Genomic DNA, 21,241 nt, shown 5'->3' with positions numbered 1-21,241 from the left:
GCTATTTTCCTCTATCTCTTTGTCTTGACGCAATTCCGGACGGAAACCGTTCACACTTTCCTGGAATTGTTCCACCGGCGCTGCGCCCGATCAATGTCCTGATCGGAAGCCATGCGCAGGCTTCAGTCTGTGCGGTGACTGTGAACAGCCGTTCGAGGAAGAGCCAGGCCGATTCATCATGTACGAGATGGTGGGTGAGCAGGCCCACCGGTTCGCCCCTATCGAATGCATGCTGCAAGTGCGCGATGATAGCCTGAACCAACAGGCCATGATCGCGGCACCCGCGCGTGCCATGCCAATCCATGATGTCGACATTGCTGTTGATGACCGCAAGTGAAGCCGGCATTGGCGGCCCGTAGACCGACAATGCCGAAAATCCTATCGATCCAAGGTCGGATACCAAGCCGGCGTCGATCCTGTTCCAGGGTGGCACCAGCATCGGAACGGCACGTGCGCCGTGCAGGCCGGTTACGTGCGCCAGCCCGCGAGCCAGATCATCGAGCACCGCCTCGCGTGGCCGATGCGCGCCGAGCTCCTGCTTCTTCTGGCCCTCGGGCGCATGATTTCGGTGCGCCCAGCCATGGATGGCGACCGTGGCATGCGGCGCCTCGTCAAGCCGAACGACAAGCTTCTCGTCAGTCAGGGCGGGAATGACGGCCAGAGTCACCGGAACCGCGAATTCACCGGTGAGGTCGAGCAACCGATCAAGCGCAGGCGTCGGATCCACGGCGTCATCGTCGCGCAGCCAGAACTCTGCCTTACGGTCCGCGCATTGCCGGCTCGCCAGTTCCTCCACCAAGGGTTGCCAGATCTGATCGGATGTCATGAGACCGGGATCTTCGCAAGAAGTTCGGCCAGACGCGCCGCTGCAGCACCGATAGAACGTTCTTCGAGGATGAAACGTCTGGCTTCTGCGGCCATGATGGATCTTTCGTCGTTACGGGCCAGAAGCCTTTCAATGGCAGAAGCGAACGCCGCCACATCGCCCGGCGGGGTGAGAAACCCGGCCTGGCCATCCCGCACGACCTCCGGCACGCCGGCGATGTCCTGAGCCACAACCGGAAGGCCGGCGGCCTGTGCTTCAAGATAGGCAACGCCATAGGCCTCGCCGAAACCCGGCCAGACGTAAATTCCCCCACTGTAGAGGACATCCGGCACGGCGGCTGGCTCAATCGCGCCAAGCCATTCGATACGGTCGGCGGGCAAGCTGGCGAATTGCGCTTTGATCTCCTCGCGGGCAGGTCCGTCCCCGACGACCGACATCGTCCAGGGCAGGTGACCGATCGAACCGAGCGCCTGCGCCAGCATGCCATAGCTTTCGACTTTGTCGCCCGGGCGCATCATGGCGACCGTAACGAGGCGCGACGGACAACCCCGTGCCGGCGTTTCCCGGAATAGCGATGTGTCGATGAAGGGCGAAAGCATGCCGAAAGCGGCGTCGGGTACCGCATCTGCCAGTCCCTGACGATCCCTTTGCGTGAAGCAGATGTTCAGCGCCGCCTGTTCGACGGCTCGCGCCACCAACGCTTGCGTATCGGCCCACAAACCGGTGTTGCGCCGCCTCGAATAGGAGGCTTCCGCTGTCACATAGGGGACACCAAAGGCCAACGCCAGTTCGGGCCCGATCAGGTCGGGTGCCTTGTAATAGGGATGATAGGTGAACCACAGATCGGGCTTGCCGTCACGATCCCAAAGCCTTGCCAGCCGCGCGGCTTCCTCCCGGGCCTCGATCTTGAGCGCATCGAAACTTTTCGAATCCGGTTCGCGTAGATAGAAGCGCAATTCGGATGCCAATTCGACGCTATGCCTTCCATGCTCCAGTGCCTTGACCAGCATCCGTGCCATCTGGCGGTCGCCGGAGGCAACGGGATGATTGGGCGACTTCAGCGGCGCATAGAAGGCAATTCGCATCGCCGGACCCTATCATCGGAAAGCCTGCGCAAGTCAATTTCGAAGCATGATCGACTTCACCCTCAAGCACTGGAATGTGCTATCTGATGCTCATGGAAACAGCTGCCGCGTCCGATCCGTTTGTTGCTTCTCTGCCGGTCTTCGCAAAGTTCGAAAGCGTTGCCGATATCGATAACTATCGGCCTCTCCCCGATGGCTGGGCGCTGGCCACCGCAGACATCGTCGGCTCGACCAAGGCGATCGAGGCGGGGCGCTATAAAACCGTCAATATGGCCGGTGCCAGCGTCATTTCGGCGCTGCTCAATGCGCTGGGTAGGCAAGATCTTCCCTTTGTCTTCGGCGGCGACGGTGCGCTCGTGGCGTTTCCCGGCTCGGCGCTGGAGATCACCCGCAACGCGCTGGCGGCTGTCCAGAGATGGGTGGCGGACGAACTGGACCTGACCTTGCGTGCCGCAATCGTGCCGATAAAGGATATAAGAGCGCAAGGCCTCGACGTTCGCGTGGCGAGGTTCCAGGCCTCCGATGCGGTCTTCTATGCCATGTTCGCCGGAGGTGGTGGCAGTTGGGCGGAAGCCGAGATGAAAGCGGGGCGCTACCGCATCGATCCTGCGCCGGCCGGCGCGCGGCCGGACCTGACCGGCCTCTCGTGCCGCTGGAACCCGATCGAAGCCCGCCATGGCGAAATCGTCTCGATCATAGCCATACCGGGGGCGTCGCGCGACTTGCGCGGTTTTCAGTTTCTGGTTTCCGACATCATCGCCCTTGCCGGCAGGCAGGAACGCGATGGCCACCCGGTGCCGGTGAACGGGCCGGACTACAGTATGCTGCCCGCCGGCCTCGATATCGAAGCGCGAGCCACGGCGCCGGCAGGACGGCGGTGGCTGTCGAAGCTGTGGATAGTGTTCCTGATGACTCTTACGGCTGTTACGGATAGATATGGCTGGACGATCGGCAGATTCGATCCGAAGATCTACAAACGCGAAGTGGCCAGCAATTCGGATTTCCGGAAGTTCGACGATGGCTTGAAGATGACCATCGACGTTGACGCGGATGTGTTGCAACGGATCGAGGACCGGCTGAAACAGGCGGAAGAGGCGGGCATCTGCAACTATGGCCTGCACCGCCAGAAATCGGCCTTGATGACATGCCTCGTCGCATCGCCGCTGCAGCGCGATCACGTTCATTTCATCGATGGCGCCGCCGGCGGCTATGCGATGGCTGCCGCAAGCCTTAAGGCGAAGGTGCCGGTCTGACGCTTGCGGACATCGATTTCCCGCAATATGCCTCGGGGCTCTTGTGAGCGGTGAGCCTCACCATGGAAGCAGACGGCCTGTCCGAATTAACAGAAAGCAGATTGTTGGACGCCTCACGATCGATATATGACCGTCTTCTGACCCGGATTTCGACGCGCGCCGCGCAAGTCGGCGTGATCGGACTGGGCTATGTCGGGTTGCCGCTGGCGGTTGCGATCGCACGCGCCGGCTTCCCGGTTTCCGGCTTCGACATCGAAGGCCAGAAGGTCGAGAGCCTGAACAACGGACAATCCTACATCGAGGCGGTGACGTCGACAGCCCTTGCCGGCCAGGTGGCGAGCGGACGGTTCCGCGCCACTGCGGATTTTGCCGAACTGGCCGTCTGCGATGTCATCATCATCTGCGTTCCGACACCACTGACGAAACACCGCGAGCCGGATCTCTCCTTTGTCAGGAACACCGCAGGCACCATCGCGAAGCATCTGCGTCTCGGCCAGCTGATCGTGCTGGAATCGACCACCTATCCCGGCACCACCGACGACGTGATCAAGCCCATCCTGGAAAAAACCGGCTTGCAGTCGAGGATAGATTTCTTCCTCGGCTTCTCGCCCGAACGCGAGGATCCCGGCAACCGCAGCTTTGAAGTCGCGACGATCCCCAAGGTCGTGGCAGGTGACGGCATTGAAGCGGCGACGCTCGTGCAGGCTTTCTACCATGGCGTGGTCAAGACCGTCGTTCCGGTTTCCACCACGGCGACCGCCGAGGCGGTCAAGCTGACGGAAAACATCTTCCGCTCGGTCAACGTCGCCCTCGTCAACGAGTTGAAGATCGTGCTCGGTGCGATGGGAATCGACATCTGGGAGGTGATCGAGGCGGCAAAGACCAAGCCCTTCGGCTACATGCCTTTCTATCCCGGCCCTGGACTTGGCGGGCACTGCGTTCCGATCGATCCCTTCTACCTGACGTGGAAGGCTCGCGAATACGAACTGCCGACCCGCTTCATCGAGCTGGCGGCAGAGATCAACACGGCCATGCCGCGTCATGTGGTCGATGAACTGGCGAAGGCGCTGGACCGGCGCTGCGGCAAGGCGCTCAGCCGCTCGAGCATTCTCATCATCGGGCTCGCCTATAAGAAGAATGTGCCCGACATCCGCGAAAGCCCCTCATTGCGGCTCATTGAACTCATCGAGGAATGGGGCGGCAAGGCGGAATTCCACGATCCGCATGTTGCCGAAATCCCGGCCACACGGGAGCATATGGCGATCAAGGGGCGTCGCTCGGTCGAATTGACCGAGGCGGCCTTGAAGGATTTCGACGCTGTCGTCGTTGCAACCGACCACGACGCGATCGACTATCAGGCGATCGCGGATCACGCTCTACTGATCGTCGACACACGCAATGTTTTTGGCCGCCTCGGGCTAGCCCGAGAGACGGTGGTGAAGGCCTGACGGCGTCCGAGCCGGCGAATTTGTGGCAGATCAAGGAGATTTCGAGATAGCATGAGCACAGCGCAAGCAGAAATTTCTGCCATTCTCATGGATAAGGTTGCCGATTGGCTGACCCAATCGGCGTTGGCGGGCAACGACCTGGAAACATTGGTAAGGGGCTTTTGTGAACGGCTGGCTGCTGCCGGCCTGCCGTTGAAGCGGGTGCATTTGAGCTTTTCGATGCTTCATCCGCTTTATGACGCGCTCGGCTTCACCTGGCTCCGCGGCCAGGGCCTGGAAGTGGAAGGCTTCCGCAAGGAGAACGGCGTTCATTCCGACAGATTCCTGACCAGCCCATACTACCATCTGCTCAGCCACAAGCTGGACCATCTGCGGCGCCGGCTCGACCCGTCGGTGCCGTCGGAATTTCCTGTTTTCGATGACCTCAAGCTGATGGGCGTCACCGATTACATGGCTTTTGTCCATCCCTTCAGCGGCAACACCAGTCAGGGCATGATCGGGTCTTGGTCCACCGACAGTGCTGCAGGCTTCAGCGACAGCATGATTTCGGCGCTGCTGCGCATCCAGAACCATCTCGCTATCGCAACCAAGATGGCGGTGCTCACCAAGCTTGCCGATAACATGATGACCACTTATCTCGGCGGCGACGCCGGCAGGCGCGTGCTCGAAGGCCAGATCAAGCGCGGCGAGGGTGATACAATCCGGGCGGCACTGGTCATGGGCGACATGCGCGGGTCGTCAAGACTTGCCGAAACCTCCGGCCGCGAAGTCTATATCGATACGCTGAACCAGTTTTTCGACGCCGCTGCTGCACCTTTCAATCGCAAGGGCGGGCAGATCATGAGTTTCATAGGTGATGGCTTCATTGCCGTCTACCCTTGCGCAAGGCACCGTTCACAGTCCGAGATCGCCTGCCAGGCTGCTCTTGCGGCAGCGCACAAGGCCACCGCGCGCATGATGGATCTCAATCTGCGCAGAAAGCAGCAGGGATTGAGCGACATAAACTATGGTATCGGCCTGCATGTCGGCAATGTGATGTTCGGCAATGTCGGGCTTACCGACCGGCTCACATTCTCTGTCTTCGGCTCGGCTGTAAACGAGGTCCAGCGCCTCCAGACCCTGACCAAGAAATATCCGCACAGCGTTCTCGCCAGCAAAGACTTCGCCAGCTATTGCGGCGCCAACAACTGGCTGGCGCTCGGCATGGAGGAACTGGCGGGCATCAGGCAGAAGCTAACGGTGCTTTCACCCGATTTGTCGGGTGCTCTCGCACTCGATGAAGACGGTGCGCTGGAGCCGATTTACGACCGCATATCGGACGCCGAGCAGGTCATGCTGCTTCATCGCAATGCCGCGCGGCCGTCCGCGGGCGACCCGAGGAAGCTCCAGTAACCGCCACGATCTGATCCGAACGCGTTTGGTATGCAGTCCGGTCGCCGGTTCCGCCAGGGAACTGGCGACTGTTCGAATCCAAGTTGCTCTAGGCTGGCAATGCGTTAGTCTCGCCTTCTGGACGTGCCAGAGTGGGGGCTGGTGTGAGAATGAATTTGGGCGTTGATCTGCTGCGGATCGAGGATGTTGGCATCTCTTTTGCCATTATAGGGGGACCGTTGCATGCTGTCAGGCGTGCAAATCTTCGCGTCCTGCCCGGCAAGGTTACCGCGCTTGTGGGCGAGTCCGGTTCCGGAAAATCGGTTCTCAGCCAGGCAGTGATGGGCATTTTGCCGAACACAGCCCATGTTCGCGGCCGTATCCTGTTTTCCGATCCAAAAAAGCCCGGTACGACGCAGGATATCCTGCAGATGCCGCGTGACGGAACCGAAATCCGGGCGTTGAGAGGCAGCCGCATCGGCAAGATATTTCAGGAGCCGATGACATCGCTGTCGCCGCTGCATACGATCGGCAACCAGGTCAGCGAATCCCTGCAGATTCATACGCCCATGGCCCGGGTGGAGCGCAAGGCGCGGACCGAGGAAATGCTCGGCCTTGTCGGCTTTCCCAACCCCAAGCGCGCCTATGACATGTATCCCTTTGAACTTTCGGGAGGATTGCGTCAACGCGCCATGATCGCCATGGCGCTTATCTGCCGGCCCGCCCTGTTGATTGCCGACGAGCCGACGACGGCGTTGGACGTGACCATCCAGGCGCAAATCCTGCAATTGCTGCGCGAGCTTCAGACGAAGCTGAACATGGCGATGCTGCTGATCACGCACGACCTTGGCGTAGTCGCCAATGTCGCCGACGAGGTGGTGGTCATGTACCATGGCGAGATCATGGAAGCGGGACCCGTGGAGGCGATATTCCGCCGGCCGGGCCACCCTTACCTGAAGGGCCTGATGGCAGCCGTTCCGCATTTCGACCTGAAGCCCGGCGAAAGGCTAAAGGCGCTCCGCGAGGTGCCGGTGAATGTCGGGAACCTGCTCGGCAAGCAGACGGCGCCGGCATCGAAGGGGCCGAACGACCTCCTGCTATCGGTCAGCGATCTGACAAAGACCTTCACGATCCGCAAGTCCGGATGGTTCGGCGGAGATCATCAAACCTCTGTTCGCGCCGTGGACGGCGTGAGCTTTGATATCAGGCGGGGTGAGTGCCTGGGTCTTGTCGGCGAAAGCGGCTCCGGCAAAACCACCGTCAGCAAGATCCTCATGCGGGCTGTCACCCCTACCGGCGGCTCTGTGATCTTCAATGGCCGCGATGGTCCGATCGACGTCTTGGAAGCCGAGGGAGACGCCCTGCGCATGCTGCGCGCGAAAATCCAGATGGTATTCCAGGATCCGGTTTCGTCGCTTTCACCCCGCATGACGGTGGAGAACATTTTGAGCGAGCCGCTGGAAATCCATCGACGTGGCAATGCCGCGTCCCGACTCGCCACGGTCAAGAGCCTGATGCAGGCAATCGGGCTCGACCCGCGCTTCATAAAGCGTTATCCGCATAGTTTCTCCGGCGGGCAGCGTCAGCGTATCGGCATCGCGCGCGCGTTGGCGCTGGGGCCTGAACTCCTGATCTGCGACGAGCCGGTTTCGGCACTCGATGTCTCTGTCCAGGCGCAGATCCTGAACCTTCTGAAGGACCTGCAGAAGGAACTGGGCCTGACCTACCTGTTCATATCCCACAACCTCGCGGTGGTGGACTACATGGCAGACCGCATCGCGGTGATGTGCGGCGGGCGTATCGTCGAGCTCGCGCCGCGCGAAATTCTGCTTAGGAAACCGGTCCACCCCTACACGCGCTCACTGGTCGCCGCAGTACCTTTCCCCGATCTCGACAGGCCGATGGATTTCAAGACGCTGAAACTCAGCGGCGCTTCCGACACCAGCGCATGGGGATCGCAATTCCGCGACGAGGGCGACGAGGATATGCTGTCGCCGCTCGATCTTGGCGGCGGCCACCTCGTGCTGGCCCGACGTTCGGCCGATGTCAGCGAGCTACGCCATTGATCAGCCGGCGCACCGTCCTTGGACTCATGGCTTCGGCATTTCTGCCGGGCACGTTGCGCGCCGGCGATCTGGAGCCGGAATTTCTTGAGCCGCAGCTGAAGGCCAGAGCGCTGCCGGCACTCGCCGAACGCCTGCCCAAGCGCCCTCGCGCGTTGAATCTCGCCGCGATGGGCCGGCAGCCCGGCCAATATGGCGGCACGCTGCGCACGATCATCGGCAGCCAGAAAGACATCCGGATGATGACAATCTACGGGTACGCTCGCCTGGTCGGCTATGACGAAAAGCTTAACCTGCAAGCCGACATTCTCGAAAGTTTCGATGTAGCGGATGATCGTGTCTTCACTTTCAAGATACGAGAAGGACATAAATGGTCTGACGGTAGCCTGCTGACGTCGGAGGATTTTCGCTATTGCTGGGAAGATGTCTGGCTTAACGATGAGCTTTCGCAAGGCGGGCTCGCCCCGGCCCTGCTGGCGGACGGCAAGCCGCCACGCTTCGAGATCGTCGATCCGTTGACGGTCCGCTATAGTTGGGATGCGCCCAATCCCGACTTCCTGCCCAAGCTCGCCGCTGCTTCGCCCCTATCGCTTGTTCTGCCGGCCGCCTATCTCAAGCAGTTCCACAAGAAATACCAAGATCCATTCCGGCTCGCCGGCCTAATGAAGGAGAACCGGGCCCAGAAATGGACGCTCTTGCATATCCGCATGTCGCGGCAGTATCGCCCGGAGAACCCGGAACTGCCGACGCTCGATCCCTGGCAGAACCGGACCAAGCCGCCGGCTGAGCAGTTCGTCTTCGAGCGGAACCCGTTCTTTCATCGAATAGACGAGAATGGCCGGCAACTGCCTTATGTCGACCGGATTGTCATGAATGTCAGCTCGTCGGCGATCATTTCCGCCAAGACCGGTGCGGGCGAGAGCGACCTGCAAGGCATGGGAATTGACTTCACCGATTACTCCTTCCTGAAGGATGCGGAGAAGCGCTACCCGGTGAAGATGCATCTCTGGAAACGCACACAAGGTTCGCGGCTGGCGCTGCTGCCCAATCTGAATTGTGCCGACCAGGTGTGGCGTGGCCTTTTTCGTGACGTGCGCGTGCGCCGCGCACTTTCGCTCGCTGTGGACAGGCGCGAGATCAATTTGGCTGTGTTCTACGGATTGGCGCAGGAAAGTGCCGATACGGTCCTGCCGGAGAGCCCGCTCTACCGGCCGGAATTCGCGAAAGCCTGGGTCGCCCATGATCCCGACCAGGCCAATGCCCTGCTCGACGAGGTCGGGCTTCAGGCGCGTGACGATGACGGCCTGCGGATACTCCCCGACGGACGCCCGGCGCAGCTCGTAGTGGAAACGGCCGGCGAAAGCACGCTGGAAACCGACGCGCTCGAGCTCATCACCGATCACTGGCGCAAGATCGGCATCGCCCTGTTCATCCGGACTTCGCAGCGCGACATCTTCCGCAGCCGCGCGCTTGGTGGCCAGATCATGATGTCGATGTGGTCGGGCATCGACAATGGCGTGCCGACCGCCGACATGAACCCCTACCAACTCGCCCCCACCGTCGATGACCAGCTGCAATGGCCGCTCTGGGGTGCTCACTACTTGTCCCGTGGCAAGGTCGGCGAAGCGCCCGATCTTCCGCCCGTGGTCGAGTTGATGGCTTTACTCAAGCGCTGGAACGCATCGATCGAAGCCACGGAGCGCGCCGAGATCTGGAATTCAATGCTGTCGATCTATACCGATCAGGTGTTTTCGATCGGCACGGTAAACGGAACGCATCAGCCGATTCTGGCGTCCTCGCGGCTGCGCAATCTGCCTGACAAGGCGCTCTACGGCTACGACCCGACCGCCTATTTCGGTGTCTATATGCCGGATACATTCTGGCTTGGAGAGTCCTGAGCGTGCTTCGATATTTTGTCTGGCGTATCGCCGTGATGGTTCCAACGCTGCTGGTCATATCGGCACTGGTGTTCACGATCATCGAACTTCCCCCAGGCGACTATTTCGACAGCTATGTTGCCGAGCTTCGGGCTCAGGGCGAAGCGGTGGATTCCGATCGCATCGAGATGATGCGCAAGGAATATGGTTTCGACAAGCCACCGGTCATTCGCTACTTCTACTGGGTCGGCGGGATGCTGCACGGCGATTTCGGCTATTCCTTCGAATATGAGCTGCCGGTTCGCGACGTCGTCGGGGACCGAATGTGGCTGACGGTGCTGGTTTCCTTCGTCACGATCATCTTTACCTGGCTCATCGCCTTTCCGATCGGCATGTACTCCGCCACGCATCAATACAGCTGGGGCGACTACGGCCTGACTTTCTTTGGCCTTCTCGGCCTTGCGATTCCGAACTTCATGCTGGCGCTGATCCTGATGTATTTCGCCAACATCTGGTTCGGAACGTCTATCGGCCATCTCATGGACCAGCAATATCTCGGCGAGCCGATGAGCTGGGCCAAGGCGAAATCGATCCTCGCCCATCTCTGGATTCCGGTCTTGATCATCGGCACCGGGGGCACGGCAAGCATGATCCGGCGGCTGCGCGCCAATCTGCTCGATGAGCTACATAAGCAATATGTCGTGACCGCGCACGCCAAAGGCCTTCATCCCTTCAGGGCGCTGGTCAAATATCCGCTGCGCATGGCGCTCAATTTCTTCATTTCGGATATCGGCTCTATCCTGCCGGCCATCATCTCCGGTGCCGAAATCACGGCGATCGTGCTGTCTTTGGAAACGACCGGGCCGATGCTGATCAAGGCGCTGCAAAGCCAGGACATGTATCTCGCAGGGTCGTTCCTGATGTTCCTCGCCTTCCTGACGGTCATCGGCGTCCTGATTTCCGACCTGGCGCTGGCGCTACTTGATCCGCGAATTCGTTTGCAAGGCGGCAGCACCAAATGAACACGCAATCGCCGCTGCCCGCTCCGGGTGCCCCACTGCAACACTACGTTTCCATCGAGCCCTTTGACCTGCAGTCGGTCGAGGCGATGACGCCGGAGCAGGAGAAGGTCTTTCAGGCGTCGCAGTTGCGGCTGATGTGGTGGAAATTCCGTCGGCACCGGCTTGCCCTTGTATCCGGCATATTCCTGGCAGCGCTTTATTTCGGGATACTGATCTGCGAGTTCCTGGCGCCCTACGATCTGCACACGCGCAACATGGACTACATCTATTCGCCGCCGCAGCGGGTGCACCTGTTCCACAACGGCGAGTTCGTCGGGCCGTTCGTCTATGGCCGCCAGATGACGCTGGATATGGACACGCTCAAGCGGAACTACATCGAGAAACAGGATGATGTTCAGCGGATCCGTTTCTTCTGCAAGGGCGATAAGTACCGGTTCTGGGGCCTGATCGAAGGTGACAGGCATTTTGTCTGCCCCGCCGAAAACGGCCAGCTCTTTCTGGCCGGCACTGACAGGCTGGGGCGCGATGTGCTCTCGCGCATCATCTATGGCGCCCGCATTTCACTGACAATCGGCCTCGTCGGCATCAGTTTCAGCTTCCTGCTCGGCATTGTCATCGGCGGACTGGCCGGCTATCACGGCGGTATCTTCGACCTGATCGTCCAACGGATAATCGAAGTTCTGCAATCGATCCCCAGCATTCCGCTATGGCTGGCTCTGGCGGCGATCATGCCGATAACCTGGAGTCCGATCCTGATCTATTTCGGCATCACCGTCATCCTCGGGCTGCTCGACTGGACCGGACTGGCGCGGGCCGTGCGTTCGAAGCTTCTAGCCTTGCGCGAGGAGGATTACGTTCTGGCCGCGCAATTGATGGGCGCCAGAAGCAGCCGCATCATCGGGCGGCATCTCATTCCTGGCTTCATGTCGCATCTGATCGCGACGGCGACGATCTCCATACCCGGCATGATCCTGGGCGAGACGGCGCTGAGCTTCCTCGGGCTCGGCCTGAGGGCACCGATAACCAGCTGGGGCATCCTGCTCACCGAGGCGCGCAGCGTCAGCGTGATCGCGTTCTATCCATGGCTGCTTTTGCCGATGCTCCCCGTCGTTCTCGTCATCTTGGCGTTCAACTTCCTGGGCGACGGGTTGCGGGACGCCGCGGACCCCTACAAATGACATCGCTGTTCCGCCGCGCGCTGCGCCGCCGATTCCACCCGGTATGATCCTTGTCGGCAGCCTGTTCGCTTGTTGCAGTGTTCATCGTTCGCCTCTACACGCGGCAAGACTCGATCGGGGTTTAGCTCGTCGGCCTGGGTTTCAGCCGCGAAACGCTCTGGTCGGGGGCAGTTGATTTCGTGAACTGGTTCTGGACATACAATCGCACATGAGTCGCCTTGACAGTTTCATCCGGAGGATGACCGCACAGCGCGACATACTCGATCATGTCTGCGCCGAGGTTGCGAAGATGGAGGGGCCCGTGCTCGAGCTCGGCCTCGGCAATGGCCGGACGTTCCACCATCTGCGCGAGCGCCTGCCCGGACGCCGGATCGTAGCGTTCGATCGCGCACTTGCCGCACACGCCAGCTCAATTCCCGAAGCTGAAAACCTCGTGCTCGGCGAAATACGCGAGACGGCGAGCAGGTTCATTGGCATCGACGCCGCTCTTGTTCATGCCGACATCGGCACCGGCTATGAAGATCGCGATGCAGTGACCTCTACCTGGCTTCCCGATCTGACCGCGCGCCTGCTTCGCGTCGGCGGCATCGCGGTCAGCGGCACGCCGCTCGATCACCCGCAGTTGCAACGCCTCTCGCCGCCACCTTCGATTGCCGCCGATCGTTATTTTATCTGTAGGCGCGTGTGAGGGGCCGGGACGAGCCAACTCTTCAGGGGCCAAGCCTTCAGGGGATCGTGTATACTGCTATCTCCCGGTCAATGCCGCGCAGCGAGACCTCGTGGGGCACGGGCGTCAGCGCGTTCCTATGTAAGAGATCGGCGGTGAGATTGTCGTCGACCACCGCTCGAGTGGCGAAGATCGCCTGTGCGTTGGCAAGGTTCTGCACCCGCGAAGCAATGTTGACCGTCTGGCCGAAATAGTCCTGTCGCTCATTCATCGACACGGCGATGCAGGGGCCGGCATGGACTCCGATCTTGAGCAGCAGATCCTCGCGGCCGCTCTTGTCGTTGAGCGTACGCATGGCATCGCGCATCCTGAGGGCTGCAGCAATCGCACGATCAGGCGTCGCGAAGGTCGCCATCACCGCATCACCGATCGTCTTCACCACCGCGCCTGCCTCCGCCGTGACGATCTCGTGCAGAACCTGGAAATGCTCGCGCACGAGATCGAAGGCTGAAAGGTCGCCCACCCGCTCGTAAAGCTCGGTCGATCCGCGCAGGTCGGTGAACAGGAACGTCAGGCTGGTGATCTTCAGGCGCTGGTTGATGTCGAGTGTATCCGTGCGATAGAGATCGCGGAACGTCTGGTTGGTGAGCAGGCGCTTGGCGGTCAGGAAGGGCCGGCGTTTTCCCAGGAAATCATGCAATGTCTGGCCGGCGATGAAGACTGTCGGCAGCACGCGGGTGTCGGTCCGGTTTTCCAGCGAAATGCGCAACGGGCCGGGTTGCATCTCCAGCGTCTGGTTCTGGACATGGTCGCGGTCGAAGGCCAAAGAGAGGCTCCGGCGCTCCTTTGTTGGTTCGCCCTTCCCGTCGATGAACTGCGCTGAATGGGTGACCGGCTCGAAGACGATGATGAATTCAGACGGAAGCTGTATGGTCAGAACCGCCTTTTCACCGGGCGCAAGCTCGATATCCTCCAGCGAGAACGCTTCCAGCTTTTCCGCGAAATCCTCTTCCGGCAGATCGACTCCGGACGCCCAGTAGATCTGGCGGAAATATTCCGCCACCGGCAGTTCGTGTGGATTGTGTGCGGCAATCCTGCGCACGCGGGGACTGACGGTGAATGTCACCTCGACCATCTCATCGAGAGTCGGTGAATAGCCCTCGGAGCACAGCGCGCAGGTGTATTCGTCCTTTTGCAGGGTTTTCAGCGTGGCGTTGGTGTCGAGCACGCCGCCGCAGCCGGGACACAGAACATTCCAGGAAATGTCGAAGATGCCCACCCGCGCCGCATGGAGAAAGGCGCCTATTGCGCGCTCCTCGTCGAGGTCATGCTTGCTGGCGAAGGCTGGCGCATTGATGCGGCAAAGTTCGCGGTCCTCGCCCTCCGCGATGGTTCGCTTGATCGCGTCGATCGCCTGCGGATCGACATCGGCCGATTGTCGCAGAAGTGAGAATAGATCCTGAGCTTCGTTCATCGTGCAGGCTCCGGAAAATGCACCTCGAGGCGTTTTGACCGGACCGATCTTTGGTCCGAGTGTTCCATCTTACTTCGAAACGGACCGTACGGCCATTCGAATGGATAAGCCTGGTGACCGTTCAATTTCCATTCGGCGGATTTTAACCGGCCGCAAGCAGCACTATGATGGTCCATGGAGCATTCATCTTTGGGATTTTCTCCCATGCCGACATCAGACAATCCGCCATTTCCCGCGGTCCTGCGCCTTTTTTCTGCGGGGGTCATCGTCGTCCTGATCGTAGGCGCCGGCCTGTTTTTCATGCCTGCGCTGGTGAAACCGGGCTGGCCTTGGGCCGTCACGCCGTTCAATGCGCGCTTCCTCGGTGGCTTCTACACCGCCGAAATGGTCGTGATGGCGGCACTGCTGGTCTGGAATCGCTGGTCGCCCGGCAGGCTCGTGCTCGTCATGGCCTTCATCTTCACCGTCATCGTGTCGGCGGCTTCGTTCATCAATCTCGGCTATTTCAACTTCGAGCGCAAAGCGCCTTGGCTGTGGTTTTTGGTCTATCTTGCTTCGGCCGCGGTATCCGGGCTGTTCCTGTGGCGGGCCAGGGCCCGTCCTTCTGCAAAAGGCGTGACCTTAAATCCCGCATGGCGCGGCTACATGCCGGCGGAATCCGCGATCCTTGGGCTCTATGGCGTCGGCCTGTTGCTGTTTCCCCTGACATTCAGTGGCATCTGGCCATGGCCGATCGATGCCTTCCACGCTCAGGTCTACAGCGCCATCTTCCTCGCCGGTGCGGGCGGTATATATCTCGTCTGGAGAAGCGCGCCGCGCGAGGAACTGCTGGTGCTCGGGTTGGCCCAGTTTCTGGTTGGCCTGCTTGCTATCCTCGGCGTCGTCATCACCGACGCTGCGGTGCACCGGATCGACTGGACGGCGACCGGGACATTGTGCTGGCTCGCCCTTTTCGGCTGGATAGGCATCAGCGGCGTCTTCAAACTCTACGCTGCCTCCCGGTATTTTTAGCCCGCAATCGGTATCATAGGTCAGAGACGGCTGGATTTTCAGGTGGCGTCCGGTGCATCGTACCGGGCCGATTGCCTTCGCCGGGAACGCCATGACCAGCACGACCTCGCCACCCGCCGAGAAAATCCAGCCGCTGCTGCGGTCCGTCCGGTCAAGCGATGCGGAGGCGCTTTGCGCTATCTTCAACATGCCGGGCTTCCGCTGGGGCACGCTCAGGATGCCTTTCGAGATGGTGGAGCAGGTGGCGCGGCGCATTGCCAAGTCCGGCCCGGAAACCACCTGGATCGTTGCCGAGCTGGACGGCAAGGTCGTCGGCCATGGCAGCCTGGTCGTGCAAGGTTCACCGCGCCGTTCGCACATCGGCGAGATCAATATCGGCCTTGACGATGCCTTTGTCGGCAAAGGTATCGGCTCTGCCATACTTGGCGCGCTGCTTGACGTGGCCGACAACTGGCGCGCCCTGAAGCGAGTCGAATTGACCGTCTATGCCGACAACGAAGCGGCCCTCCGTCTCTATAAGAGCCACGGCTTTGAGATCGAAGGCCGGCATGTGAAGGCCGGCTTTACCGACGGGCAGTACCACGACCTCCTGAGCATGGCCCGGCTGCGGTTCTAAGATCCGCTGTTTGCCTTAGCTGTTTGGCCAATCTGACAATTCGTGCCGAGGCAGCGAACAGGGGATTGCTCAAGGAGAATTGCGTAGGATACGGTCATTTCGTCTCACACCACCTTGATCGAATTGACGATCTATGTGGGCCGGCCGCATCCAGCAAGTCTGGTCTCGCTTGGCGTTTACACCGCAAGCGGCTAGACGGGACCAATGACCGCCGTCTTTGATCCAACCCCTACCCCTCCGCGGGAAATTCTGGCTGTGCTGTCGCTGCTCTGCCCGGAGGTCGTGCGCGACATCGAGCAGAACTGGAATGCACCGGTTTCCGACTACGCCCGCCATCTTTGGCGGCCGGTGGCAAAGCCTGCATCGGGCCCGGCGATCGCTGCCCGCTCGATCCTGCGCGAAGTCCTGCATCAGCGCCTCGGTAGGATCATGCAGCCTGAGAAGATCGGCAAAGCCCTCGACGAGTTCGAGCACAGACCGGTGATTCAGTCCGGCCTGCACTGCCTGCTTCTGATGGACCGGATCACCTTCGATGCTCTTCTGCTTGCCTGGCTCGGCGCGGTCGAAAACGGGCTGTCGGCCTTCGTCGGCTTCATGGGAACGACGATGACCATGGAGACAGTTGGCCGGGAGGGGCCGGGATGGCTCGATGTCGGCGACGACAAGGTCAACCTGTTTGGCATGGGACGCCACAAACTGTGCCGCAAAAGCGCCTGCGTGGCCGGTCCCGTCTCCCTCAACAAGCGCGCGCTCGAAGCGGTGGGCGATGAAACGGATGGCAGCCGCTGGCTGGGCACACTGCTTGCCAGCCGGGACAAGGTGTTTGAAACCGCCGCCGATGCGCTGACTGAACTGAATGAGGATCTGGTCGCCAATTGGGATCGTGCCAGCATGGCCCTGCCGGTTTTCGTCGATGATCGGGTCGCCGCGGCTGCCATGGCGCGGCATCTAGAATATGACGGCAGCCTTCTTTCCAGGCTGCTGATTGAACCCGCAAGACGCCAGCGTCTCGAACATGCCTGGCAAGAGGCCGCATCGAGCCCGTTTGGCAGATTCCTGCCCAATGCCACGGACTATTTCTGGGGCATCCGCGAGGAGCGTGTGCGCAAGCTCGTTCTCGAGAACGGGCACCTGATCGAGCCCGACAGGCCGCAAGGTCTTTCCATCCCGTTCGAGCGGCCGTATCTCAGGCAGGCGCTGCTGGACGGCGTGCTGCTGCCGAACTTGTTCCTGACGTTCCTCGTCCTTGCCATATTGCCGCGCGTGCGGGTCGTGGGCGGCCTGAGACAGATTGGCTATGTAGCGCTTTTCCACTCGATCCTCCTGGCCGTGCTGGACGAAAACGTGCCGGAAGAGCGCGATCTGGCCGCGGAACTGCAGGTTCGGGAAAATGCCTGGGGCATGCGGGTCATCGATGAAAAGATCTCAGTCCGCGAGCAGCTTGCCGTCCTGCCGGAAGGAGCGCTCTTCCCGGACCTGCTCCGGCAATACCGATTGCGGACATTTGCCGAGACGACCGACGACCTGAAACTGGTTCGCGAAAACGCCAGATGGCGCAAGATCGGCCAGGCAGAGATCAAGCCGACCTGAGCCTAATTCGCAACCGCAAGCGACGGCGATCCATCGGCGAGCCTCTGGCGTCTGACCCCGCCGCACAGGCCTCACCTGTCATTGCACCACACCGCCCTTGCGGAGCCCATCCACCACGTGTTCGAAATCGACCGGTTCTTGTGGCAGACCAAGACTTTGTAGCGGTATCCAGCGAATAGTCGCGATTGACGCGAAGCACCTCCTGCCATGGCGCGCGGGCCTCGGCGAAGCGGCCCAGATGACCGTAGCTGGCGGCCAGAAACGCGCGCGAGACGTCGGTGACAGCGTTTGCGAGCCAGCCGTTGCATCAGAGGTCATGGGTAGCGCTCTGCCACCGGACCCACACGGATCGCCCGCTGCCGCTTGCCCGCCGACGGCTATCGGTGCATCTTTGTGAATAGCCTGGCCGTGAAGTGCGAGCGAGATCACGCCGTCACGGCCACTAGTGAGGTCTTGTTCGATGGACTGCTCGGGCTGCGGTTTCGAGATTGAGGGCGGTTACGCCTTCTGTCCGAGGTGTGGCAGGCGCCAGCCCGTGCCATGCGCCAGTTGCGGCTACACCTGCGCACCTGATTTCGAGTTCTGTCCGAAATGCGGGGCAAGCGTCGGTGCGCCCGCAAAAGCCGTCGAACGGCCTGCTCCGGCACCAAGCCGGACCATTGTGTCGCCTTCTCGAACTCCGTCGCTGCTTCCGAACATCGAAAGCGAAGAAGGGCTGCATCCCGTCTCTGACGCCGATCGCCGGACGGTAACGGTCCTGTTCGCCGACCTTTGCGGCTTTACGACACTCAGCGAGCAGCTCGACCCCGAGGTCATGCAAGCGCTGCAGAACAAACTGTTCAAGGAATTGACGGCGGCCGTGCGAAACTTTGGTGGGTTCGTCGACAAATTCATCGGCGATGCGCTGCTCGCTTTGTTCGGTGCGCCGGTCGCGCATGAGGACGATCCGGAACGCGCGCTTCGTGCCGCTCTCGACATGATCGCCCGGACGGCGCGGCTCGGCGAAAGCACCCCCCACTCCGGCTCGCCTCTGTTACTCCACATCGGCATAAACACTGGTCCGGTCGTTACTGGCGGGTTGGGCATCGGCGCCGCCAGATCCTATTCCGTGACCGGCGACACAGTGAATACCGCGCAACGCCTGCAATCGCTGGCCGCACCGGGTGAGGTGCTGGTAGGCGAGCTCACTCACAGGCTGACCCGGCATGCCTTCTCTTACGAGTCGCTGGGTGATGTCGTGTTTCGCGGCAAGGCTGGCAGCGTGCTCGTTCATCGACTGGACGCACCGCTAGCGGTGCCGCGTGCAGCGCGCGGGCTCGAGGCGCTCGGCCTCAGTGCGCCGCTAATAGGTCGTGGGGCGGAGCTCAATAGAATGATGGCGAGCCTTGACCAGGCGTGCGGCGGCTCGGCCCAACTTGTCCGCCTCGTCGGAGAAGCCGGCATCGGGAAATCGCGGCTGGTGAAGGAGTTCGTCGCCCGTGTCGGCGACGAGGAGCGTTTTCGCAACGTCGCCGTGCGGCAGGCCACGTGCTCACCGCTGGGTGAACAATCTTTTGGCGCCTTGGGCGCAGTGGTGCGCAGCGCTGCCGGGATGATGCAAAACGACAATGGGGACGAAATGCGGGGGAAGCTCGCAGGCTTGCTTGCCGATCTCGGCCTGCAGGGCGAGGAGGCGAAGCGGCTGATGCCTTTGCTCTACCATGTGCTTGGCCTTGGCGACCCCGATGCCACCTTGCAGCATGTCGAGCCCGAGCAGCTGCGGCGGCAAATTCTCTACGCAGTCCGCACAATCATCGAACGGCGGCTTGCGTTGTCGCCGCTATTGATTGTCGTCGAAGACCTGCACTGGGCGGACGCCGTGTCGCTCGAGGCACTACGTTTCGTGATGGACAGGTTGGAACGCACGCGGTTGATGTTGCTGGTCACGCATCGTCCGGCGCCGGACAACGACCAGCTCGACTCAAGTCGGGTCAGTCACACAGCGCTCAGGCTTCCGCCACTCAACAATGATGACGGACGCAGCCTGCTGGCAGCGCTTTTCGGCGAGAGCTGGGTAAGCTCCGCGGGAGGGCTTCTCGACCAGATCCTCGAGCGCGCGGGCGGCAACCCCCTTTTTGTAGAGGAAATCGTTCGCGGCCTTATCGATCGCGGTGTACTGGTGCGAGAGGGCCAGCGATGGCGGACTGTGGCAGGCGAAGTCGCAACCGGCATCCCCGCCACTATCCAGGCAATGTTGCTTGCCCGCGTCGACCGGCTGCCCCAAGAGGTGCGCCGGTTGGCCCAGGAGGCCGCGGTAATCGGCCCGCGCTTCGATGCCACACTTCTGAAAACCGTGACAGCCGACCCCGGCCGGCTCGAAGCCGGCTGCGAACTGCTTTGCGATGCGGAAATCATCGAGGAAGTTGCCGGATCAGGCTCGGTCTCGTCTCAAAGCTACCGCTTTACGCAAACATTGCTGCAGGACGTGATCTACCAGAATCTGCTCCTGCAACGCCGGACCGAAATCCACGGGCGGATCGGTGCTGCCTTGGAGCAACTGTGCGGCGACGAGCCGGAACGGCTCGAGGATTTGACCGTGCTGGGTCATCATTTTGCACAGAGCGCCGAGCGGGAGAAGGGCGCGCATTACCTGCAGGCGGCAGGCGATCGCGCTCGCATGATATATGCCAACGACGACGCCCTTCGTTTCTACGAGCGAGCACTGACTGCGTTGGGCGCGATCGGGCAAACACCGCTCAAACTGGCAATTGCAGAGCGCATTGCCGATTTGAGCGGCCCGGCAGGCCGCCGTGAGATCGCGCACCACCACTACGAGACGGTGTTGCAGGCATACCGCGAGTCAGCCAATCGCGTCGCCTCGGCGCGAGTTTTGCGTAAGATCGGTCGGCTACTCTGGGATGTCGGCAAGCGGGACAAGGCAGAACCCCGCTATGCCGAGGCGGCAGCGCTCCTCGATGGAGCGGATGCCCCGATCGAGCAGGCGCATCTGTGGCAAGAACGTGGCCGACAGGCGTTCCGTAGCGGAGATCACGCTCTCGCGGCAAAATGGGCAGACGCGGCGCTGGATTGCGTAGGCACACTGACAACGGAGCATGTCTCCGAGGTAAGGTGTGATGCCACTCTTGTGACCGCCGAGGCACTCAATACCAAGGCTGTCGCGCTGGCTCGCCTTGGGCGAAACCGTGAGGCCGTGCGTCAGGTTGAGCGTAGCATTGAATTGGCCGAAGCCGCCGGTCTGCTGGGCGCGGCCTGCCGCGGCTACACCAATCTCGGCGTGCTTTACACGACCATCGATCCCGCAAAGGCAATGGAGGTCTGTCGGCGCGGTCTTGAAGTGGCGCGCCGTATTGGTGATTTGGGTTTCCAGGCGCGCCTCCTCGCCAATCTGGCGGTCGCTTGTTGTACTTTCACGGATCGCTGTCCAACGGAGGGCGTACCCGCTGCCGAGAAGGCCATTGAGATCGACCGTGCGCTCGACCAGCGCGAGCACCTGCCGGTGCCTTTGATCGTGCTTGGGCAAATCCACCAGTGCAACGGCCGCCCGGACCTGGCGGTTGGGTTGTTCCACGAAGCACTGGACGTAGCTCGCGAAACGGGCGAACCCCAACTGCTGTTTCCGTGTTATGATGGTCTCGCAACGCTTAATCTCGATCTCGACAATCTGGCCGAGGCCGAACGCTACTTTTCCCTGGCGCAGGGTATATGCGCCCAGCACGGGCTCGACCCGGAAGCGCTTGTGGTGCTGCCTTTTCTCGACTAG

At 61.1% G+C, this 21,241-nt stretch carries 15 protein-coding genes and 1 pseudogene; 12 read left to right on the top strand and 4 right to left on the bottom strand.

Annotation, left to right across the window (positions count from 1 at the left end):
* Nucleotide 1 precedes the first annotated feature (1 nt).
* Nucleotides 2-826, bottom strand: coding sequence for a polysaccharide deacetylase family protein (locus tag NKI08_RS14945; RefSeq protein WP_352770393.1), 825 nt, complete (start codon nt 824-826; stop codon nt 2-4).
* Entirely contained in the window at nt 823-1,911 is a 1,089-nt protein-coding gene (locus NKI08_RS14940) for a glycosyltransferase family 4 protein (protein WP_352770390.1), read from the bottom strand. The genes NKI08_RS14945 and NKI08_RS14940 overlap by 4 nt, the downstream gene beginning before the upstream one ends.
* 74 nt (nt 1,912-1,985) lie before the next feature.
* Here NKI08_RS14940 and NKI08_RS14935 point away from each other — a divergent pair, with 74 nt between their 5' ends.
* The 8 genes from NKI08_RS14935 to NKI08_RS14900 all read left to right on the top strand — a co-directional run bounded on the left by NKI08_RS14935 (nt 1,986) and on the right by NKI08_RS14900 (nt 12,811).
* Nucleotides 1,986-3,164: a DUF3095 domain-containing protein gene (locus NKI08_RS14935; RefSeq protein ID WP_352470891.1), complete on the top strand. Its 1,179-nt coding sequence runs from the start codon at nt 1,986-1,988 to the stop codon at nt 3,162-3,164.
* 104 nt (nt 3,165-3,268) lie between these two features.
* Nucleotides 3,269-4,612: a nucleotide sugar dehydrogenase gene (locus tag NKI08_RS14930; RefSeq protein ID WP_352770388.1), complete on the top strand. Its 1,344-nt coding sequence runs from the start codon at nt 3,269-3,271 to the stop codon at nt 4,610-4,612.
* Nucleotides 4,613-4,663: 51 nt separating this feature from the next.
* Nucleotides 4,664-6,004, top strand: a complete 1,341-nt coding sequence (locus NKI08_RS14925) for an adenylate/guanylate cyclase domain-containing protein (RefSeq protein ID WP_352684409.1) — start codon at nt 4,664-4,666, stop codon at nt 6,002-6,004.
* Nucleotides 6,005-6,153: 149 nt separating this feature from the next.
* Nucleotides 6,154-8,049, top strand: coding sequence for an ABC transporter ATP-binding protein (locus tag NKI08_RS14920; protein WP_352770386.1), 1,896 nt, complete (start codon nt 6,154-6,156; stop codon nt 8,047-8,049).
* The gene (locus tag NKI08_RS14915) at nt 8,046-9,944 is read left to right on the top strand and encodes an ABC transporter substrate-binding protein (RefSeq protein ID WP_352770384.1); all 1,899 of its coding nucleotides are present in this window, start codon (nt 8,046-8,048) and stop codon (nt 9,942-9,944) included. The genes NKI08_RS14920 and NKI08_RS14915 overlap by 4 nt, the downstream gene beginning before the upstream one ends.
* Nucleotides 9,945-9,946: 2 nt before the next feature.
* Nucleotides 9,947-10,945: an ABC transporter permease gene (locus NKI08_RS14910; RefSeq protein ID WP_023675966.1), complete on the top strand. Its 999-nt coding sequence runs from the start codon at nt 9,947-9,949 to the stop codon at nt 10,943-10,945.
* A complete protein-coding gene (locus NKI08_RS14905) occupies nt 10,942-12,123 on the top strand; it encodes an ABC transporter permease (RefSeq protein ID WP_352614641.1) in 1,182 nt (393 codons plus the stop codon). The genes NKI08_RS14910 and NKI08_RS14905 overlap by 4 nt, the downstream gene beginning before the upstream one ends.
* Before the next feature lie 208 nt (nt 12,124-12,331).
* The gene (locus NKI08_RS14900) at nt 12,332-12,811 is read left to right on the top strand and encodes a class I SAM-dependent methyltransferase (protein ID WP_352541938.1); all 480 of its coding nucleotides are present in this window, start codon (nt 12,332-12,334) and stop codon (nt 12,809-12,811) included.
* Nucleotides 12,812-12,848: 37 nt separating this feature from the next.
* Here the strand turns inward: NKI08_RS14900 and NKI08_RS14895 are convergent, their stop codons facing one another.
* A complete protein-coding gene (locus tag NKI08_RS14895) occupies nt 12,849-14,264 on the bottom strand; it encodes an adenylate/guanylate cyclase domain-containing protein (protein WP_352541939.1) in 1,416 nt (471 codons plus the stop codon).
* 204 nt (nt 14,265-14,468) lie between these two features.
* Here NKI08_RS14895 and NKI08_RS14890 point away from each other — a divergent pair, with 204 nt between their 5' ends.
* The 3 genes from NKI08_RS14890 to NKI08_RS14880 all read left to right on the top strand — a co-directional run bounded on the left by NKI08_RS14890 (nt 14,469) and on the right by NKI08_RS14880 (nt 17,481).
* Entirely contained in the window at nt 14,469-15,275 is an 807-nt protein-coding gene (locus NKI08_RS14890) for a hypothetical protein (RefSeq protein ID WP_352770379.1), read from the top strand.
* Nucleotides 15,276-15,366: 91 nt separating this feature from the next.
* Nucleotides 15,367-15,891 carry a GNAT family N-acetyltransferase gene (locus NKI08_RS14885; RefSeq protein ID WP_352470882.1) on the top strand — a complete coding sequence of 175 codons (525 nt, stop codon included), beginning with the start codon at nt 15,367-15,369 and terminating at the stop codon, nt 15,889-15,891.
* 204 nt (nt 15,892-16,095) lie between these two features.
* Nucleotides 16,096-17,481 (top strand): hypothetical protein, encoded by a 1,386-nt coding sequence (locus NKI08_RS14880; protein WP_352541942.1) that lies wholly within the window; start codon nt 16,096-16,098, stop codon nt 17,479-17,481.
* 78 nt (nt 17,482-17,559) lie between these two features.
* On the opposite strand, the pseudogene NKI08_RS14875 reads toward NKI08_RS14880, so the two are convergent.
* Nucleotides 17,560-17,770: pseudogene (locus NKI08_RS14875) on the bottom strand (adenylate/guanylate cyclase domain-containing protein); the annotation flags it as partial.
* A 171-nt stretch (nt 17,771-17,941) separates the two neighbouring features.
* Here NKI08_RS14875 and NKI08_RS14870 point away from each other — a divergent pair.
* Nucleotides 17,942-21,241, top strand: coding sequence for an adenylate/guanylate cyclase domain-containing protein (locus tag NKI08_RS14870; protein WP_352770375.1), 3,300 nt, complete (start codon nt 17,942-17,944; stop codon nt 21,239-21,241).

Source organism: Mesorhizobium sp. M0768 (genome assembly GCF_040320195.1).
Taxonomy (GTDB): Bacteria; Pseudomonadota; Alphaproteobacteria; order Rhizobiales; family Rhizobiaceae; genus Mesorhizobium.
The sequence above is the reverse complement of the archived record's forward strand: the minus strand, read 5'-3'. Positions and strand labels throughout refer to the sequence as shown.

What these genes read in the sequence shown, in the direction of transcription:
- NKI08_RS14945 (WP_352770393.1), bottom strand. Translation starts at nt 826, where the DNA reads ATGACATCCGATCAGATCTGGCAACCCTTGGTGGAGGAACTGGCGAGC.
- NKI08_RS14940 (WP_352770390.1), bottom strand. Translation starts at nt 1,911, where the DNA reads ATGCGAATTGCCTTCTATGCGCCGCTGAAGTCGCCCAATCATCCCGTT.
- NKI08_RS14935 (WP_352470891.1), top strand. Translation starts at nt 1,986, where the DNA reads ATGTGCTATCTGATGCTCATGGAAACAGCTGCCGCGTCCGATCCGTTT.
- NKI08_RS14925 (WP_352684409.1), top strand. Translation starts at nt 4,664, where the DNA reads ATGAGCACAGCGCAAGCAGAAATTTCTGCCATTCTCATGGATAAGGTT.
- NKI08_RS14920 (WP_352770386.1), top strand. Translation starts at nt 6,154, where the DNA reads ATGAATTTGGGCGTTGATCTGCTGCGGATCGAGGATGTTGGCATCTCT.
- NKI08_RS14905 (WP_352614641.1), top strand. Translation starts at nt 10,942, where the DNA reads ATGAACACGCAATCGCCGCTGCCCGCTCCGGGTGCCCCACTGCAACAC.
- NKI08_RS14900 (WP_352541938.1), top strand. Translation starts at nt 12,332, where the DNA reads ATGAGTCGCCTTGACAGTTTCATCCGGAGGATGACCGCACAGCGCGAC.
- NKI08_RS14895 (WP_352541939.1), bottom strand. Translation starts at nt 14,264, where the DNA reads ATGAACGAAGCTCAGGATCTATTCTCACTTCTGCGACAATCGGCCGAT.
- NKI08_RS14890 (WP_352770379.1), top strand. Translation starts at nt 14,469, where the DNA reads ATGCCGACATCAGACAATCCGCCATTTCCCGCGGTCCTGCGCCTTTTT.
- NKI08_RS14885 (WP_352470882.1), top strand. Translation starts at nt 15,367, where the DNA reads ATGACCAGCACGACCTCGCCACCCGCCGAGAAAATCCAGCCGCTGCTG.
- NKI08_RS14880 (WP_352541942.1), top strand. Translation starts at nt 16,096, where the DNA reads ATGACCGCCGTCTTTGATCCAACCCCTACCCCTCCGCGGGAAATTCTG.
- NKI08_RS14870 (WP_352770375.1), top strand. Translation starts at nt 17,942, where the DNA reads ATGGACTGCTCGGGCTGCGGTTTCGAGATTGAGGGCGGTTACGCCTTC.